Source organism: Microbacterium terrae, from assembly GCF_017831975.1.
GTDB lineage: Bacteria > Actinomycetota > Actinomycetes > Actinomycetales > Microbacteriaceae > Microbacterium > Microbacterium terrae.
The window spans coordinates 13,602-30,469 of the sequence record NZ_JAFDSS010000001.1; the positions used below are offsets into that span (position 1 = coordinate 13,602).

Here is a 16,868-nt window from a genome sequence, read left to right on the forward strand (position 1 = left end):
CCGGGCGTTGACGAGACGTCTTCCTGACAATGACTGCACGCAACCACAGAGATGGGAAGTGATGACGTTGAGCATCGTCGAACCCCCCGAGCGGCCCACGAGGCCTGATCACGACGAGCTTGTTCCGTCACCGCCCCCGGCAGCGACCGACCGCGTCGACGGCGACGATCTCACCGTCGATCTCGACGACGGATCAAGCGATGAGGACGACGAGTTCAGCGACGAGTTCGAAGAGCAGCTGCGCGAGCTGCTCGTGCAGGAGGGCATCATCGATGCCGAGTAGGCGATGACGATCCGGGGCTCCTCTTCGTCCGTGACGGAGATCCCCGATGCGGCGCTGGATCCGACAGCCGGGCAGAGTCCGATCATCGCGCATGCGCTCGCCTCGGCGCGCGGACGCCTGGGCGCTGAGGCGGCGATCGGTGATGTGCTGAACTGGTGCGTCGAGATCGCTGCAGATGTGCCGCTCGCCGGCGACGGCCGTACGCGCGAGCTGTGGGATCTGCTGGGGGCGGTCGCGGCCGTCGACGTCACCGCTGCGCGCGTTCTCGAACCGCATCTCGATGCGCTCAGCATCCTCCGCCAGTCCGGCGTCGTGGCGGCGGAAGGCGGTGTCGCGCCCGGCGCGCTCTCCGACATCGAGGCAGGGGAGACGTCGTCGTGGGGAGTGTTCGCCGCAGAGGCGCCGGGCATGCGCGTCGACGCAGTACCGGACGGCAGCGCCTGGCTGCTCACCGGGACGAAGCCGTGGTGCTCGCTCGCGGGGGTGCTCACCCACGCGCTCGTCACCGCATGGGTGGATGAGTCGCACCGCAGGATCTTCGCGGTCGATCTTCGATCCTCAGGCGTCGACGCCCATCCGGGTCCGTGGTCGCCTCACGGCCTGGCAGATGTCGTGAGTGCGCCCGTGGACTTCGACCGGGTACGCGCGGTGCCGCTCGGCGTTGACGACTGGTATCTCGAACGCCCCGGGTTCGCCTGGGGCGGCATGTCGGTCGCGGCGTGTTGGTGGGGTGGCGCGCTGCCTCTCCGTGACGCGCTGATCGCCGCCGCACGTTCGTCGCGCGCTGATCAGGTCGCCCTCGTTCACGCGGGAAGAGTGGATGCGGCGCTCTGGGCCGCTCGCGCCTGCCTCGCAGAAGCGGCGGCTCTGGTCGACCGAGGCGATTCTGCGGCGGTCGGCGACGGACTGCTCGCCCAGCGGGTGCGGGCCGTGGTCGCGGATGCCGCTGCTCTCGCCCTGGCCGAGTCGGATGCCGCGCTGGGCCCGGGGCCCCTCGTCGCCGACCCGGTGCATGCCCGTCGTGTGGCCGACCTGCATCTCTACCTCCGACAGCACCATGGCCTGCGCGACATGGCTCGCATCGGACGCGCGTTCCGTGAGCGGGGCGGTCGATGACCGCCGCGTTCAGCCACCTCGATCCCGGGACGCCCGAGGCGGTTTGGCGGGCCGACACGAGACTCGCATCGCTGCCCGCGCTCGACATCGACGTCGACGATCTCATCGTCGTCTCCGCGCACCCCGACGATGAGACGCTGGGCGCCGGCGGGCTCATGCATCAGGTGTCGCGCAGAGAAGGCCGCGTGACGGTCGTGATCGCCACCGACGGTGAGGCGTCGTATCCCGATTCGAGCACATACAGCCCGACCGCGCTCGCCGGAAGGCGGAGGATCGAACTCATCACCGCCCTGCTCGCCGTCGCTCCTCGAGCGCGCGTGCACTTTCTCGCCTTGCCCGATGGGAGACTCGACGCGAGCGCGGCAGACCTCGAAGTCGCGCTCGCGGCCATCATCGACGCATCGCCCGGCCGGCCCGAGCGCGCACTCATCGCAGCGCCGTGGTCGGGCGATGGTCACCGCGATCACAGAATCGCCGCCGAGTCCGTGTCACGGGTCGCTGGGCCCCGCGGCATCCGCCACGTCGGGTACCCGATCTGGCTGTGGCACTGGGGACTCCCGGAAGACGTGCCGTGGCGGCTCGGCTACGGGCTGGATCTCTCCGACGAAGACCGAGAGGCCAAGGAGCGGGCACTCCGCGCACACGTCTCGCAGGTTGCCAGGCTGTCGGATGCCCCTGGCGACGAGCCGATCATCTCGAGCGGAATGGCGAGTCACTTCGCGCGCGATCGCGAGTTATTCCTGACCGAATCGCGTGGCGACGCGGCATCGGTCGACGCTGCATGGTTCGACGACTTCTACGCGCGCCACGATGATCCGTGGGGATTCGAGAGCCGCTGGTACGAGAAGCGCAAACGAGCTCTGCTGCTCGCCAGCCTGCCGTCGCCATCGCTCGGCTCGGTACTGGAGATCGGATGCGCGACCGGGCTCATCACGACCGAACTCGCCGAGCGCGCTCGACACGTCCTGGCGCTGGATGCTTCGTCCATCGCCCTCGACGCCGCGCGTGCACGCATCGGCGACGATCAGTCCGTCGATCTCCGGCTCGGCGTCGTGCCGGGGGACTGGCCGCACGGGGAGTTCGACACGATCGTGCTCTCCGAAGTCGGGTACTACTTCTCGCTGAGCGATCTCGATCGCACGGTCTCGCTGATCGACTCCGCGCTCGCCGCGGGAGGAACGCTGGTCGCATGCCACTGGCGGCATCCCGTCGCCGACTACCCGCTCACTGGCGACCAGGTGCATGCCCGGCTGCGGACAGTCGACGCATGGCACCGGCTGTCGTCGCACGAGGAGGAGGACTTCGTCCTCGAGGTGTTCACCCGCGACACCGCGTCAGTCGCCCGGCGCGAAGGACTCGCATGAGCACGCGAGCGCTCGCGGCTGTCGCCGTCGTCGTGCCGGTGCACAACGAGCGGGCGCTGCTCGCGCGATGCCTCGACTCTCTTGAGGCCGCCGTCGCGGAGAGTCCCGTGCCGTGCGTCGTGCGCATCGTGCTGGACCGCTGCTCGGACGGGTCCGCCGAGATCGCGGCGCGGCATCCCTTTCCGGTGGTGCGGATCGAGGCGAACTCGGTCGGACTCGCGCGGCGAGCTGGTGTCGACGCCGCACTCGCAACTCTCGCGGCGTTGCCCGCGGAGCGCGTGTGGATCGCGAACACCGACGCGGACTCGGTCGTGCCTCGCGGCTGGGTGCGCGTGCACCGCGACCTGGCGGACCGCGGGGCGGATGTCGTGTTGGGCACCGTCCGCCCGGACTTCGACGACCTCTCCGCCGCGCATCGGCGACACTGGCTCCGCAGGCACACGCGCGGCGCTCCCGAAGGCAAGACCTATGGCGCGAATCTCGGCGTCCGTGCGAGCGCCTACCGGGCTGTCGGCGGCTTCGGGGATCGGGCTCTGGGCGAGGATGTGCAACTCGTCGAGGCCTGCAGATCCCGAGGAGCTGTCGTGGTGGCGAGCGACGATGCCGAGGTGGTCACGTCGGGTCGCATCGTCGGTCGCGCCCCCGGCGGATACGCGGACTTTCTGCGAGTGACCGCCGAGAGTCTCGCCTCCGGCGCGACCTGACCGCACGCGGCTTCTGTAGTCCGGGAACACGGCGGTGTCAAGGGCGGGGTGCGGCTCTCGTCTTCGCCGTAGGGTCCCGTCATGGCTACGACATCGAAGACCAGAACCGCTCGCTCCGCACCCGGCGGAACCGGGGCGAAGCCCACGCGGCGCCAGAATGCGGAGAAGGGGTTCGTCGCGTCGAAGAAGCTCGACGAGAGCCTGCAGGCGGTGCTCGTCGATCTGATCGAACTCGGCATTCAAGGCAAACAGGCTCATTGGAACGTCGTCGGACGCAACTTCCGCGACACCCATCTCCAGCTCGACGAGATCATCGATGCCTCCCGCGAGTTCAGCGACAGCGTCGCCGAGCGCATGCGGGCACTCCACGCCGTGCCCGACGGGCGTAGCGACACCGTCGCGGGCACGACGACGCTGCCGGAGTTCCCCCAGGGCGAGATCGACACCGCTGAGACGGTCGATCTGATCACCGTCCGGCTGGAGGCGACAGTCGCGACGATCCGCGATGTCCACGACGACGTCGACGAAGAGGATCCCACGAGCGCCGACATCCTGCACGCGATCATCGAGAAGCTCGAGCAGTTCGCCTGGATGATCAGCGCCGAGAACCGGTCACCCGCGAAGCGGGGGTGACCAGCACCGCCTTCAGGATCGTCCATGTGCGCGAGGCAATCGTGCATGGGCCCGGCGCATCCGCCTGGCTAGCCTGGGTGTCGCACCGTCCGCTCCGGCATGAAGGCACCATGAAGCACACCGCACGACACCGTCCGTTCTCCGGCCCCGAGACCCCGGCAGCCCAGCCCGATCCCGCCGAGGCGGCGCGCGGGCTGTCGGTCACCGATCGGGCCTTCTACCGTGACGGGGTGGGATTCGTGCCGGTCTCGGGCGAGATCCACTACAGCCGGATCCCCCGCGCACGGTGGGCGGAGCGGCTCGGGCAGCTGCGTGCGGCGGGCATCACCCACGCCTCGACGTACGCCTTCTGGAACCACCACGTGCCCGAGCGCGGGGCGCCGTCGTTCGAGGACGGGCTCGACGTCGGGGCCTTCATCGACGAGTGCGCGGCCGCCGGCCTCGAGGTCGTCCTGCGGATCGGGCCGTGGGCGCACGGCGAAGCGCGCAACGGCGGCTTCCCCGACTGGGTGCAGGAGGCACCCGTCGGGCACCGCACCGACGACCCCGCCTACCTGGAGCTGGTCCGCGGGTGGTTCGGCCAGCTCGCCACGGCGCTCGCCGGGCGCGCGCGGCCCGGCGGCGCGATCATCGCGATCCAGCTCGAGAACGAGCTCTACGACCAGCCCGGCCACCTCGTCACCCTCAAGCGGCTCGCGCGGGAGGCGGGGATGGCCGCGCCGCTGTGGACGGCGACCGCGTGGGGGAGCGCCCAGCTGCCCGACGGCGAGGTCGTGCCCCTGTTCAGCGGCTACGCCGACGGCTTCTGGGCCGACCCCGCCCAGGGATGGGACGCCTCGTTCCGCGCGCACTTCTTCCCGTCGCACGAGTGGGACGACCCGGGCGTCGGCGCCGACGTGCGGGCGGCGCTCGGAACCGACGCGGTGGCCGCGGGCGGGTCGCCGACCGACCTGCACGGGTTCCCCCCGGCCACCTGCGAGCTCGGCAGCGGCATGGCGACGGCGTACCACCGTCGGCCCGTGCTGACCGCGCTCGACATCGCCGCGCTCGCGCACAACAAGATCGGCAACGGCTCGGCGTGGCAGGGCTTCTTCATGTTCGCCGGCGGGCGCAATCCGCGCCCCGGGCTCCAGGAGACCATCGCGACGGGCTATCCGAACGACATGCCCGAGCTCGGCTACGACTTCCACGCGCCGATCGGCCAGTCGGGTGACCTCACCGACACCGCCGCGGCGCTGCGTGAGCAGCACGCGTTCCTTGCCGCCTTCGGCGGGATGCTGTCGCAGATGCCGTCGACGCTGCCCGATCGCCTTCCGGCCGGCCTCGACGACACGGGCACCCTGCGCTGGGCGCTGCGCTCCGACGGCGATGCCGGATTCATCGTCATCTCGCACCACCAGCCCTACGAGCCCGTCGACGGCGTCGCCGGCGCGCAGTTCGAGATCACTCTGGACGACGGCGTAGTGACGCTGCCGTCGCAGCCGGTCGACATCCCGTCGGGCACCCTCGCGCGCTGGCCCGTCGGTCTTCGCATCGGCGACATGCGCGTGCGCTGGGCGACGGCATCCGCCCTCACCGTCCTCCCGGGGTCTCGCCCGACGCTCGTGCTGGTGGCCACCGCGGGCGTCGGCACCGAGCTCGCCCTCGACGATCGGGAGCCGGTCACGGTCGCCCCCGGCGTCTTCGCCGCAGACGCCGCAGATGTGCTCGTCCTCGAGTCGTCGGCATCCGTCTGGGTGCAGGAGTCGGTGGCCGGGCGACGGATGCTGCGCACCGGCGGCGAGCTCGCCTTCGCCGGCACCGGCGACGTCGTCCGGGGCGCCGCGACGGTGGAGGAGTACGACCCCGCGTCCGGAACCTGGCAGCCGGTGCAGATCGACGCGCCCGACCTGCCCGCGACGGAGATCCTCGCACCGCACATCGTGCGGGAGGCGGAGGAGGCGCCCGCCGACTACGGGTTCGGCGGGGTGCGGCATCGCGCTCCGTCGACGGAGGCGTTCGACGCGCTCGCAGCGGTGCACCGGCTCGACCTCCCCGACTGGGCCCCCGAAGAGCACGCCGACGCCGTGCTCGAGATCGACTGGGCCGGTGACGTCGCACAGCTGCGCGTCGACGGCGTGCCGGTCGACGACCGCTTCTGGGACGGCACGTCGTGGAGCATCTCGCTCATCGATGCCGGGGTCGCCGCCGGCAGCGTCGTCACCCTGCATGTGCTCCCGCTGTCGGCCCGGAGCACGGTATGGCTTCCGTCTGCTTCGCAGGCGCGCCGGTCGGCGACGGATGCCCTCGCCGAGGTCGGCGAGGTGAGGGTCCGCGCCCGCGGACGGTGGCGCCCGCTCTGAGGCGGGTGTCCGGGAGCGGCCTCCGCGCTACGCGCGCGGAAGCGTGGATGCCCGGGGGATGAGGTGCGGCTCGAGCACGAGCGACCGCGCGATCGCCCCCGGCTCGGCGATGCGCTCGAGCAGGAGCTCTGCTGCGACGCTGCCCATCTGCTCGCCCGGCTGACTGATGGTGGTGATGGGCACCGCGCTCTCGGATGCGAAGTGGTTGTCGTCGTAGCCGGTGATGGCGATGTCGCCGGGGACCGAGAAACCGACCTGCGTCGCGAAGGCCTGCACGAGTCCGACGGCCACCAGGTCGGACGGGGCGACGATGCCGTCGTAGCGGCCGGCGCCGTCTTCGATGATGCGCAGGCCGGCCTCGCGGCCGTGCCGGATCGTGAGGCCGCGCGTCTCCATCAGGTCGATGCGCGCGTCGTCGTGGGCGGCGACCGCGCGCTGAACGCCTTCGTAGCGCTCGCGGACCGCGTTGAGGAAAAGGGGCCCGCCGACGTAGAGCAGCCGGCGTCTGCCGAGGGAGAGGAGGTGGCTCGCGGCGAGCGCACCGCCGTGGCCCTCGTCGACGGCGACGGAGGAGAACCGCGCGTCTGATCGCCAGTTCACGAACACCGTCGGCGTCGTGCGCACCGGGAGGACCTCGGTGCGTGCCAGAGCGGTGTCGAGCGGGGCGAGGATGATCCCGGCCACGCGAGCCCGCTCGAACGTCTCGAGGTTGCCGACTTCGCGCTGCGGATCGATGTCGGTGTTGGCGATGAGCAGATTCATGCCCTGCCGGCGCAGCACCTGCTCCGCCCCGCGGGCGATGTCGACGAAGAACGAGTTGCCGAGGTCTGCCACGACGAGTCCGACGGTGGAGCTGGTGCCGGCAGCGAGCGACCGCGCCGCGTCGTTGCGGACGAAGCCCAGCTCGGCGATCGACGCGAGCACCCTGCGGCGCGTCGCATCCGACACCTTCTCCGGGCTGTTGAGCGTGTTCGAGACCGTGCCGAGTGACACCCCGGCGTGGCGTGCCACATCGGTCATGCTCGGCTGTGCGCGCCCGGGGGGCTGCGTATTGAGTGTGATGGTGACCTCCAGCGCCGCTGCTGGCTCCAGATGACTTCGCCGAATCTCTGAAGCGATTCAATCGTTACCGTTCCGACATTGACACAGTACTTGAGTTGGTGGGAATGTTTGTTTTGAAGCGCTTCAAAGTCGGAAGCGACACATTCAAGGAGGAATCGTGAACACAGCACCACAGGCCCGGCGTCGTGCGTGGGTCGCACTCGGTGTGATCGGCGCGGCGACCATCGCTCTCACCGCCTGCGGGCCGGCCGACAGCGGTGACGGTGGTGACAGCGCCGCGAGCGACGGCGAGTTCACCTACCTCGGCCAGACGCAGAACACGACGATCGTCGGCACCCTCGAGGCGCTCTCGGCAGACCAGTGCGCCGATGCGAACGAGGCCGCGGCACTGTCGACGGATGCGATCGACGGAACGACGTGGGACCAGCAGCTCCAGGTGCTCGCCGGCAACAACGCGCTGTCCGACATGAGCATGGCCGGCGGCACCCCGTCGCTCATGCAGGAGTTCATCGACGCCGATCTCGTCGTCAACCTGACCGAGGAGCTCGAGGCGCTCGGCGTCTCCGACCGCATCCTTCCGGCTGCGGAGTCGACGCTGACCGCGCTCTACGGTGATGGCGACCTCTACGCGCTGCCGACCGAGTTCAACATCGAGGGCTTCTGGTACAACACCCAGCTGCTCGACGAGGCCGGCGTCGACGTTCCCACGACCTGGGACGAGCTCGCCGACGCTGCAGCCGCACTGAAGGCGGCCGACATCCAGCCGTTCGTCGCAGCGGGCAAGGACGGCTGGCCTGTCACCCGCCTCGTGGGCGACTACATCTTCCGCTCGCTGGGCGCCGACGCGCTCCAGAAGGTCGCCGACGGCGAGGCGTCGCTCACCGACCCCGAGTACGTCGAAGCCGCCGAGGCCGTCGCCGAGTTCGGCCGCCAGGGCTACTTCGGCGACGCGGCCGGGTCGATCGACTACAACACCGCGATGAACCAGTTCCTCACCGGTGGCGGCGCCTTCTTCTACATGGGCAGCTGGGCACTGGCGAACTTCAACGACCCCGAGCAGAACCAGATCGGCGCCGAGAACATCGGCTTCGCTCCGTTCCCCGCCGTCGAGGGCGGTGCCGGCAGCATCGACGAGGTTCCCGCGAACGCGGGCATCCCGGTGATGTTCACCACGGGCGGCTGGGACGACGGCTCCGCCGCGTGGCTCGAGTGCGTCGCGCAGGGCTACGGCGACGTCGCGCTCAACGAGTTCGGTCAGGTCACCGGGTTCGTCGTCGACAACCCGCCGGCCGACCAGCCGGCGCTGACGACACTCGTGCAGGACACCATCGCGAACGCACCGGGCAGCGTGCTCTGGTTCGAAGCGAAGTTCTCGCCTGAGGGCACCAGTGTGAGCCAGACGAACGGCGGCGGACTCGCGACCGGAAACCTCTCGGGTCAGGAGTTCATGGAGCTCGTCCAGGCCGGCAACGAAGGCTGATCGCCTCACCTCGGGTCGGGTGGAGCCGGCGATCCGGCTCCACCCGACCGTGAACGAAAGAGAATTCCACCATGCAACGGATGCTCGGTGACTGGCGCGCCGTCGCGGTCCTCCTCGGACCGGCACTGACGGTATACAGCGTCGTGATGCTCGTGCCGATCTTCTGGTCGACCGGCTACACGATGTTCGACGGCAACGCGATCCGCGGGTTCGAGTTCGTCGGCTTCGACAACTTCATCCGCTTCTTCCAAGACCCCACGGCCTGGCAGACCGTCGGGTTCACCATCCGCTACGCCCTGGTCCTGACGATCCTCCAGGTCGCCTGCGGCTACGGCCTCGCGCTGCTGTACGTGTTCTACCTGAAGCGCGGAGGTGCGCTCATCCGCACCCTCGTGTTCTTCCCCGTGATCCTGCCCACGGTGGCGGTCGCGCTGCTGTTCAGCCGCATGTTCGAGGCCGCGCCGGCGGTCGGCCCGATCAACTCGATCATCATGTTCCTCGGCGGCGAGAACGTCGACTGGTTCGGGCAGTCGGGGTCGTCGTTCTGGGTGATCATCCTGATGGACCTGTGGCGATCGATGGGCTTCTACGCGGTGCTCCTCTACGCCGGAGTCGTCGAGATCCCCGACGAGCTGATCGAGTCCGCCCGCATCGACGGGGCCAGCGGCTGGCGCCTCATCCGGTCGATCGTCGTGCCCCTCTCGCTCCCGGTCCTCCTCTCGGCCTTGATCTTCTCGATCAACGGCACCCTGAAGGTGTTCGACACGATCGTGGCGCTCACCAACGGCGGGCCGGGCACCTCGACGACGCCATTGACGGTGTACATGTTCCGCACGTCGTTCAGCTTCGGCGAGTACGGGTACGGGAGCACCGTCGCGTTCATGCTGACGCTGCTGTGCCTCCTGGTCACCCTGTTCATCTTCAACTCGACGCGTCGCGACCTCACGAAGGGCTGAGCCATGACTCTCGACATCGACGACGCCCGCACGGTGGCCATGCCGTCCGTGCAGCCGCCCGCCGCCGGCCGCCGCCGCGGAGCACGTCGGTTCCTCCGACGGCTCCCGGTCATGATCGGCCTCGCGATCCTGGTCATCATCGTGGCCTACCCGCTCATCTGGATGCTCCTCGGTTCCTTCAAGACGCAGAGCGAGTTCCTGAGCGAGCCGTTCTGGGCGCTGCCGCAGCAGTGGAACCTCGACAACTACATCGAGGCCTTCGTCGACGGCGGCCTCGGAACCTACATCCGCAACAGTGTGATCGCGGTGTTCCCGTCGATCATCCTCATCGTGCTGTTCGGCACCGCAGCCGGGTTCGCACTCGAGGTGATGGTGTGGCGCGGACGCGGGGTCGTGCTCCTCATGTTCCTCGCGGGCATCATGATCCCGGTGCAGATGATCCTGCTGCCGCTGTTCACCATCTACTTCCGGCTGCATCTCACCGGCACGCTGTGGCCGCTGATCATCACGTACGTCGCGATCGGCATGCCGCTCACGGTGTTCATGATGGCGACCTACTTCCGGTCGGTGCCGCGCGAGGTCTTCGAGGCGGCGACGATCGACGGGGCGAACATCTACCGCCTGTTCTGGAGCATCGGGATGCCGCTCGTGCGCAACGCGATCTTCACGGTCGCTCTCGTGCAGTTCTTCTTCATCTGGAACGACCTCCTGGTCGCCCTCACCTTCGTCAACACCCAGGACCTGCGCACGATCCAGGTGGGCCTGCTGAACTTCACCGGTCAGTACGGCGCGATCGACTACGGGCCGATGTTCGCGGGCATCGCCGTGAACGTCGTGGGAACGCTCATCCTCTACCTGTTCCTCAACCAGCAGGTCATGAAGGGTCTGACGGCAGGATCGGTGAAGGGCTGATGATGACGGAGATCACCGAGCTCTGGCTCGAGAACCGGCGCGGCGGCATCACGATCGGAATCGATGAGGATGCTCCGCGGCTGTCCCTCGTCGCCGACGGCGGCGTCGACGGATTCGAGGCGCGGTTCGAGGCAGATGGGGCCGAAGCGGTCAGCGCCCGTCTGGACGGCACGCACCTCGCGCCGTGGCCGTTCGCCGCGCTCGCGCCGCGCGCAGGCGGACTGCTGTCGGTGCGCGCCGTCGGCGGCGACTCCTGGTCGGCGCCGGTGCGCGTCGAGCGCGGGCTCGCAGGCGACTGGCGCTCGGATTTCGTGTCGCCCTCGGTGAGCGCGCCGCAGGGAAACGTGCGTCCGGCGCACCTCCTGCGCGCGGCTTTCGACCTGGCGGCATCCGGTGTCGATGCCGAGCGCGTCAGCCGTGCGCGCGTCTACGCCACCGCGCACGGCGTGTACGAGCTCGAGCTCAACGGCGACCGCGTCGGGGATGACCGGCTCGCGCCCGGCTGGACGAGCTACCGCAGCCGCATCCGCTGTCAGACGCACGACGTGACCGGTGCACTGCGCGCCGGCGAGAACGTCGTCGGCGCCTGGCTCGCCGACGGCTGGTATCGCGGGCACATCGGGTTCGACGGCGGGCTGTGGGACATCTACGGACCGGATGTCGCGCTGCTGCTGCAGCTCGAGGTGCACACCGACGACGGCCGGCACGTGATCGTGCCCCTGTCGTGGACGGCGCACGCGTCGCCGATCACGGCGGCAGGGCTCTACGAGGGTGAGACGTACGACGCCCAGCAGGAGCTCGACGGCTGGTCCGCCGCAGGATTCGACGCCTCGAGCTGGGTCGCCGCGACCACCCTCGAGCGCACCCGGTTCGACGCGGGGATCGAAGCGCCGACGGCGCTCCCCGTGCGCGTCATCGAGACGCTCGCTCCGGCGACCGTCGAGCGCCGTGCAGACGGGCGCATCCGTCTCGATTTCGGGCAGAACATCTCGGGTGTCCTGCGCATCCGCCCGCGCGCAGAGCGAGGCCGGGTCATCCGGCTCCACCATGCCGAGGTCATCGAGAACGGCGAACTCGGCACGCGCCCCCTGCGGGCGGCGACGTCGATCGACACCTACACGTGCCGGGGCGTCGAGGGCGAGACCTACGCACCGCGGTTCACGATCCACGGGTTCCAGTACGCCGAGATCGAAGGATGGCAGGGCGACCTGCTGCCGGGCGATGTCGAAGCTCTCGTCATCCACACCGACATGGTGCGCACCGGCACGTTCGAGACCTCCCACGCGGCGCTCGACCAGCTCCACTCGAACGTGGTGTGGAGCATGCGCGACAACTTCGTCGACCTGCCGACGGACTGTCCGCAGCGCGACGAGCGCGTGGGCTGGACGGGCGACATCCAGGTGTTCGCGCCGACGGCGCTGCGCCTCTACGCCGCGCACGGCACGCTGACCGGGTGGCTGCGCGATCTGGCGGCGGAGCAGTGGCCCGACGGGCACGTCCCGCAGTTCGTGCCGTGGGTGGAGTGCGGATTCCCGAACTTCCCGACCGCGGCGTGGGGCGACGCTGCGGTCGTCGTGCCCTGGGAGATGTACCTCAACGACGGCGACACCGCCGTGCTCGAGGCCCAGTACCCGAGCATGCGCGCCTGGGTCGACCTCATCGACCGCCTCACCGAACACACCGGGCTGTGGAACCACGGCTTCCAGCTGGGCGACTGGCTCGATCCGCTCGCTCCGCCCGACAGCCCCGGCGACTCCCACACCGATCGCTACCTCGTCGCCACCGCCTACCACGTCAAAACCGCACGGATCCTCGCGCAGACCGCCGAGCTGCTCGGTGAGCACGCCGACGCCGACCGCTACCGCGCGATCGCCGAGCGCGCCACGACCGCATTCCAGCGCGAGTTCATCAGCGCGTCGGGGCGGGTGGTCAGCGACACCCCCACGTCGATCGCCGTCGCCCTCGTGTTCGACCTGTTCGAGAACGAGGCGCAGGTCGCGCGCGCGGGGGAGCGGCTGCTGCACCTCGTGGGCCACGGCGGCTACAAGATCGCCACCGGCTTCGTCGGGACGCCGATCATCTGCGACGCCCTGGTGCTCGCCGGGAGCATGGACCACGCGTACCACCTGCTCCTGCAGGATCAGCTCCCGTCGTGGCTGTATCCCGTGTCGATGGGGGCGACCACGATCTGGGAGCGCTGGGACAGCATGCTCCCCGACGGCACCATCAACCCGGGCGACATGACCTCGTTCAACCACTACGCGCTCGGCGCCGTGGTCGACTTCCTCCACCGCGTGGTGGCCGGACTCGCTCCAGCCGCACCCGGCTGGAGCGAGATCCGCTTCGCCCCGCGCCCCGGAGGCGGGCTCACCCACGCCTCCGCCTCGTACGACAGCGTGCTCGGCACAGCCCGGTGCGCCTGGCGCCGCGACGGCGGAGCGTTCACCCTCGACGTCGAGGTGCCGGCCGGGGCGCGCGGCACCGTCGTGCTGCCCGGTGGCGGCGACGCGATCGACGTCGGGCCCGGTCGCCACCGATTCGAGGCCGAGTGCCGCAGTGCCGACGACGACCCCGAGCCGCCGTTCATCGGATGGCGCCGACCTCAACCGGCCGCGGTCGAGGCTTGACCCGCCGCACGCACGCTCCGCCCGACCCGGGGCGCGGCATCCGACTTCGCCTCCCTGACAGCAAGGACATCTCGATGAGCACGACCCCGCAGACCGTCATCCGCCCTGGCCGGCCCTGGCTCGACACGAAGGGCGAGCGGATCCACGCCCACGGCGGTTCGGTGATCGAGGTGGACGGCACGTTCTACTGGTACGGCGAGAACAAGGAGTTCTCCACGCCCGGCAGCGGCATCTGGCACTGGGGTGTGCGGTGCTACAGCTCCACCGACCTCGTCAACTGGGAGGACCGGGGCGTCATCATCCCGCCCGACGAGCACGACGAGTCATCGCCACTGCACCCCGCGCAGGGCCTCGACCGGCCGCACATCATCTACAACGCGGCGACCGAGAAGTTCGTCTGCTGGGTGAAGGTGATGACGAAGGGGTCGGTGCAGCGCTCCACCGTGCTCACCGCCGACAGCATCCTGGGGCCGTACGAGATCGCCCGCACGTGGCTGCGCCCGCTCGACATGAGCGCCGGCGACTTCGACCTGGTCGTCGACCCCCACGACGGCAAGGGGTACTACTACTTCGAACGCGTGCACTCAGAGATGATCTGCGCCGACCTGACGAGCGACTACACCGATGTCACGGGGTACTACTCGACGCACTTCCCGCAGCCGCAGCCGCCGTTCGTGCGCGAGGCGCCCGCCCACTTCAGCCGCAACAGGCTGCATTACCTGCTCACCTCCGGCACGACCGGGTACTACCCGAACCCGTCGGAGTCGGCGGTCTCGCGCAGCTATCACGGCCCGTTCGAGGTGCTCGGCGACCTGCACCCGACCGATCAGTCGCGCACCTCGTTCCACTCGCAGATCTCGTCGGTGTTCCGCCACCCGGGCAAAGAGGACCTCTACATCGCGATCGCCGACCGGTGGCTGCCGGGCTACCTCGATCACGGCGCGAAGGCGCAGGACGCGTTCATCGAGCACTTCGCGCCGGGGCGCGACAGCGACCTGCCGATGGAGGAGTTCGCGCACGTCGACACCTCGCTCGCCGACTACGTGTGGCTGCCCATCCGGTTCGAGGGCGACCGCCCCGTCATCGAGTGGCTCGACGAGTGGAGCCCGGCCGACTTCGAGTGACCCGCCATGGCCGTTTGTGACGTTACAGTGAGGGGCGTCCCCTGAACCGCACCACCCGCTCGATCGGAGCAGACTCGATGCGCACACTCGCCCTCCGCGGCACTGACCTGCCGGTGTCGAACATCGTCCTCGGCCTCATGCGGATCGGCTCGCTCGCCGACGAGGAGATCCGCACGCTCGTGCGCACAGCGCGCGACGCGGGCATCAACGTGTTCGATCACGCCGACATCTACGGCGACGAGCGCCATGGCGCCGAGGAGCGATTCGGCTCCGCGGGCGCGGTCCCCGCATCGGAGCGCGACCAGGTCTACATCCAGTCGAAGGTCGGCATCCGGTCGGGGTTCTACGACTTCTCCCGCGAGCACATTCTGCGGACGGTCGACGAGGCGCTGGCGGCGCTGCGCACGGACTACCTCGACGCGCTGCTGCTGCATCGTCCCGACACGCTGATGGAGCCCGATGAGGTGGCCGGGGCATTCGACCACCTCGAGGCCGCGGGTAAGGTGCGGTCGTTCGGCGTCTCGAACCACACGCCAGGGCAGATCGAACTGCTCCGACGTTCCGTGCGTCAGCCGCTCGTGATCAATCAGGTGCAGCTCAGCATCACCCATGCCCCGCTGTTCGCACAGGGGGTGGCGGCGAACATGCTCGATGAGGATCAGTCCATCGACCGCGACAACGGGATCCTGGAGCACGCGCGCCTGAACGACATCACGCTGCAGGCGTGGTCGCCGTTCCAGGCGGGATTCTTCACCGGCGTGTTCCTCGGTGATCGAGAGAACTACGCCGAACTGAACGAGGCCATCGACGAACTCGCGGCGAAGTACAGCGTGACTCCTACCGGCATCGCCGTGGCCTGGATCACCCGCCACCCCGCAGGCATCCAGGTCGTGCTCGGCAGCACGAACCCAGGCCGCGTCGCCGACTCCGCTGCCGGATCCGACGTGCCGCTCACGCGCGAGGAGTGGTACCGCCTGTTCCGCGCGGCCGGTCACCGACTCCCCTGATCAGCGCGAAGCGCACTCGCGCACCGACCATCGGGCCCCGTCGCGATCATCGCCTGATGTCGTGCGGACTCGATCGGGCGAGGTCGAGCGTGAACCGGTAGCGCATGTCGTCGTCGAACCACATGCGGAAGTTCGCTCGCTCGCCGACGACGTGTGGCTGCCCATCCGGTTCGAGGGCGACCGCCCCGTCATCGAGTGGCTCGACGAGTGGAGCCCGGCCGACTTCGCCTGACGGGCGGGAGGCCGGGGTCCACTCTCGACTGCCGCGCGGTCGCCGTCGCCGAGTGACGGCGTCAGTCCTCGGGGATGGGGAACAGCATCCGCTCGTCGAAATCGCGGTCGGGGTCGGGTCCGCTCTCGCGGCCGGTGTCGAGGGAGTCGATGAGCGCCAGCTCGTCTCCCGACAGCTCGAAGTCGAACACAGCGAAGTTCTCGGCGATGCGGGTCGGGTTCGTCGACTTCGGGATCGCGGACCGCCCCTGCTGCAGGTGCCACCGAATCATGACCTGCGCGGGCGACCTGCCGTGCGCGGCGGCGATCGCGGCGATCGTCTCGTCCTGCATCACGCTGCGGCGCTCGTCGCCCCACGGGCCGGGGTAGAACGTGATGCCGCCGATCGGTGACCACGCCTGGGTGAGGATCCCGCGGTCGGCGTCGGCCTCCTGCACGGCTCGCTGCACGTGGTACGGGTGCAGTTCGACCTGATTCACGGCAGGCACCACGTCGACCGCATCCATCAGCCGGCTGATCGCGGCGGGCGTGAAGTTGCTCACGCCGATCGCGCGCACGCGTCCGTCGGCCAGCAGGGTCTCGAGCGCGGTGTAGGCCGCGATCGTCCGGTCGAAGAGGTTCGCCGCCTGCTGGTGCAGGATCAGCAGATCGATCTGCTCGACGCCGAGCTTGCGCGCCGACTTCTGCCACGCGTGCAGCGTCTCTTCGTAGCCGTAGTCGCTCGGCCACACCTTCGTCTCGATGAACACGTCGGCACGGTCGAGCCCGGAGCGACGGATGCCGTCGCCCACCTGTCGCTCGTTGCCGTAGGCGGCTGCCGTGTCGATGTGCCGGTACCCGACCTCGAGCGCGGTCTGCACGGCGGCGGCGGTCTCGTCGGGAGGGCTCTGGAAGACGCCCAGCCCCAGTGCGGGCATGCGGACGTCGTTGTTGAGGATCAGTTCTTCGCTCACGACCGCAACGGTACGCGCACGTCGAGCGAGCAGGGAGGCCCCCGCATTACCTCGATGCTCCGCGCTCGGCGGCG

15 protein-coding genes are annotated in these 16,868 nt (G+C 69.5%); 13 read left to right on the top strand and 2 right to left on the bottom strand.

The window, feature by feature from the left end:
- Positions 1–61: 61 nt before the first annotated feature.
- The 6 genes from JOD63_RS00060 to JOD63_RS00085 all read left to right on the top strand — a co-directional run bounded on the left by JOD63_RS00060 (position 62) and on the right by JOD63_RS00085 (position 6,442).
- Positions 62–283, top strand: a complete 222-nt coding sequence (locus JOD63_RS00060) for a hypothetical protein (RefSeq protein WP_045276348.1) — start codon at positions 62–64, stop codon at positions 281–283.
- Positions 284–313: 30 nt separating this feature from the next.
- Positions 314–1,399, top strand: a complete 1,086-nt coding sequence (locus tag JOD63_RS00065) for an acyl-CoA dehydrogenase family protein (protein ID WP_084613639.1) — start codon at positions 314–316, stop codon at positions 1,397–1,399.
- On the top strand, positions 1,396–2,763 hold the full coding sequence (locus JOD63_RS00070) for a PIG-L family deacetylase (RefSeq protein WP_045276349.1): 1,368 nt from the start codon (positions 1,396–1,398) through the stop codon (positions 2,761–2,763). The genes JOD63_RS00065 and JOD63_RS00070 overlap by 4 nt, the downstream gene beginning before the upstream one ends.
- Positions 2,760–3,467 (top strand): glycosyltransferase, encoded by a 708-nt coding sequence (locus JOD63_RS00075; protein WP_045276350.1) that lies wholly within the window; start codon positions 2,760–2,762, stop codon positions 3,465–3,467. The genes JOD63_RS00070 and JOD63_RS00075 overlap by 4 nt, the downstream gene beginning before the upstream one ends.
- An 81-nt stretch (positions 3,468–3,548) precedes the next feature.
- Positions 3,549–4,100, top strand: a complete 552-nt coding sequence (locus JOD63_RS00080; protein ID WP_045276351.1) for a Dps family protein — start codon at positions 3,549–3,551, stop codon at positions 4,098–4,100.
- Between the two features lie 110 nt (positions 4,101–4,210).
- On the top strand, positions 4,211–6,442 hold the full coding sequence (locus JOD63_RS00085; protein ID WP_045276352.1) for a beta-galactosidase: 2,232 nt from the start codon (positions 4,211–4,213) through the stop codon (positions 6,440–6,442).
- Positions 6,443–6,469: 27 nt separating this feature from the next.
- Here JOD63_RS00085 and JOD63_RS00090 read toward each other — a convergent pair whose 3' ends face one another.
- Entirely contained in the window at positions 6,470–7,453 is a 984-nt protein-coding gene (locus JOD63_RS00090) for a LacI family DNA-binding transcriptional regulator (protein WP_211088011.1), read from the bottom strand.
- 208 nt (positions 7,454–7,661) lie between these two features.
- On the opposite strand from JOD63_RS00090, the gene JOD63_RS00095 reads away from it, so the two are divergent.
- The 7 genes from JOD63_RS00095 (at position 7,662) to JOD63_RS00125 (ending at position 15,842) form a co-directional block, all read left to right on the top strand.
- Entirely contained in the window at positions 7,662–8,984 is a 1,323-nt protein-coding gene (locus JOD63_RS00095; protein WP_052682544.1) for an ABC transporter substrate-binding protein, read from the top strand.
- Between the two features lie 71 nt (positions 8,985–9,055).
- Positions 9,056–9,940, top strand: a complete 885-nt coding sequence (locus tag JOD63_RS00100; RefSeq protein ID WP_045276354.1) for a carbohydrate ABC transporter permease — start codon at positions 9,056–9,058, stop codon at positions 9,938–9,940.
- Between the two features lie 3 nt (positions 9,941–9,943).
- Positions 9,944–10,852, top strand: coding sequence for a carbohydrate ABC transporter permease (locus tag JOD63_RS00105; RefSeq protein ID WP_052682545.1), 909 nt, complete (start codon positions 9,944–9,946; stop codon positions 10,850–10,852).
- Positions 10,853–10,854: 2 nt separating this feature from the next.
- Positions 10,855–13,479 carry a glycoside hydrolase family 78 protein gene (locus JOD63_RS00110; protein WP_211088012.1) on the top strand — a complete coding sequence of 875 codons (2,625 nt, stop codon included), beginning with the start codon at positions 10,855–10,857 and terminating at the stop codon, positions 13,477–13,479.
- 74 nt (positions 13,480–13,553) lie between these two features.
- The gene (locus JOD63_RS00115) at positions 13,554–14,603 is read left to right on the top strand and encodes a family 43 glycosylhydrolase (RefSeq protein WP_045276487.1); all 1,050 of its coding nucleotides are present in this window, start codon (positions 13,554–13,556) and stop codon (positions 14,601–14,603) included.
- A gap of 77 nt (positions 14,604–14,680) precedes the next feature.
- The gene (locus JOD63_RS00120) at positions 14,681–15,610 is read left to right on the top strand and encodes an aldo/keto reductase (protein ID WP_045276355.1); all 930 of its coding nucleotides are present in this window, start codon (positions 14,681–14,683) and stop codon (positions 15,608–15,610) included.
- A gap of 61 nt (positions 15,611–15,671) precedes the next feature.
- Positions 15,672–15,842, top strand: coding sequence for a hypothetical protein (locus JOD63_RS00125; protein ID WP_157004024.1), 171 nt, complete (start codon positions 15,672–15,674; stop codon positions 15,840–15,842).
- 61 nt (positions 15,843–15,903) lie between these two features.
- Here the strand turns inward: JOD63_RS00125 and JOD63_RS00130 are convergent, their stop codons facing one another.
- On the bottom strand, positions 15,904–16,758 hold the full coding sequence (locus JOD63_RS00130; RefSeq protein ID WP_045276488.1) for an aldo/keto reductase: 855 nt from the start codon (positions 16,756–16,758) through the stop codon (positions 15,904–15,906).
- Positions 16,759–16,868: the final 110 nt, after the last annotated feature.

Excerpts from the sequence above, each read along its gene's own strand:
- JOD63_RS00060 (WP_045276348.1), top strand. The coding sequence starts at position 62 with ATGACGTTGAGCATCGTCGAACCCCCCGAGCGGCCCACGAGGCCTGAT.
- JOD63_RS00070 (WP_045276349.1), top strand. The coding sequence starts at position 1,396 with ATGACCGCCGCGTTCAGCCACCTCGATCCCGGGACGCCCGAGGCGGTT.
- JOD63_RS00075 (WP_045276350.1), top strand. The coding sequence starts at position 2,760 with ATGAGCACGCGAGCGCTCGCGGCTGTCGCCGTCGTCGTGCCGGTGCAC.
- JOD63_RS00080 (WP_045276351.1), top strand. The coding sequence starts at position 3,549 with ATGGCTACGACATCGAAGACCAGAACCGCTCGCTCCGCACCCGGCGGA.
- JOD63_RS00085 (WP_045276352.1), top strand. The coding sequence starts at position 4,211 with ATGAAGCACACCGCACGACACCGTCCGTTCTCCGGCCCCGAGACCCCG.
- JOD63_RS00100 (WP_045276354.1), top strand. The coding sequence starts at position 9,056 with ATGCAACGGATGCTCGGTGACTGGCGCGCCGTCGCGGTCCTCCTCGGA.
- JOD63_RS00105 (WP_052682545.1), top strand. The coding sequence starts at position 9,944 with ATGACTCTCGACATCGACGACGCCCGCACGGTGGCCATGCCGTCCGTG.
- JOD63_RS00110 (WP_211088012.1), top strand. The coding sequence starts at position 10,855 with ATGACGGAGATCACCGAGCTCTGGCTCGAGAACCGGCGCGGCGGCATC.
- JOD63_RS00115 (WP_045276487.1), top strand. The coding sequence starts at position 13,554 with ATGAGCACGACCCCGCAGACCGTCATCCGCCCTGGCCGGCCCTGGCTC.
- JOD63_RS00120 (WP_045276355.1), top strand. The coding sequence starts at position 14,681 with ATGCGCACACTCGCCCTCCGCGGCACTGACCTGCCGGTGTCGAACATC.
- JOD63_RS00130 (WP_045276488.1), bottom strand. The coding sequence starts at position 16,758 with ATGCCCGCACTGGGGCTGGGCGTCTTCCAGAGCCCTCCCGACGAGACC.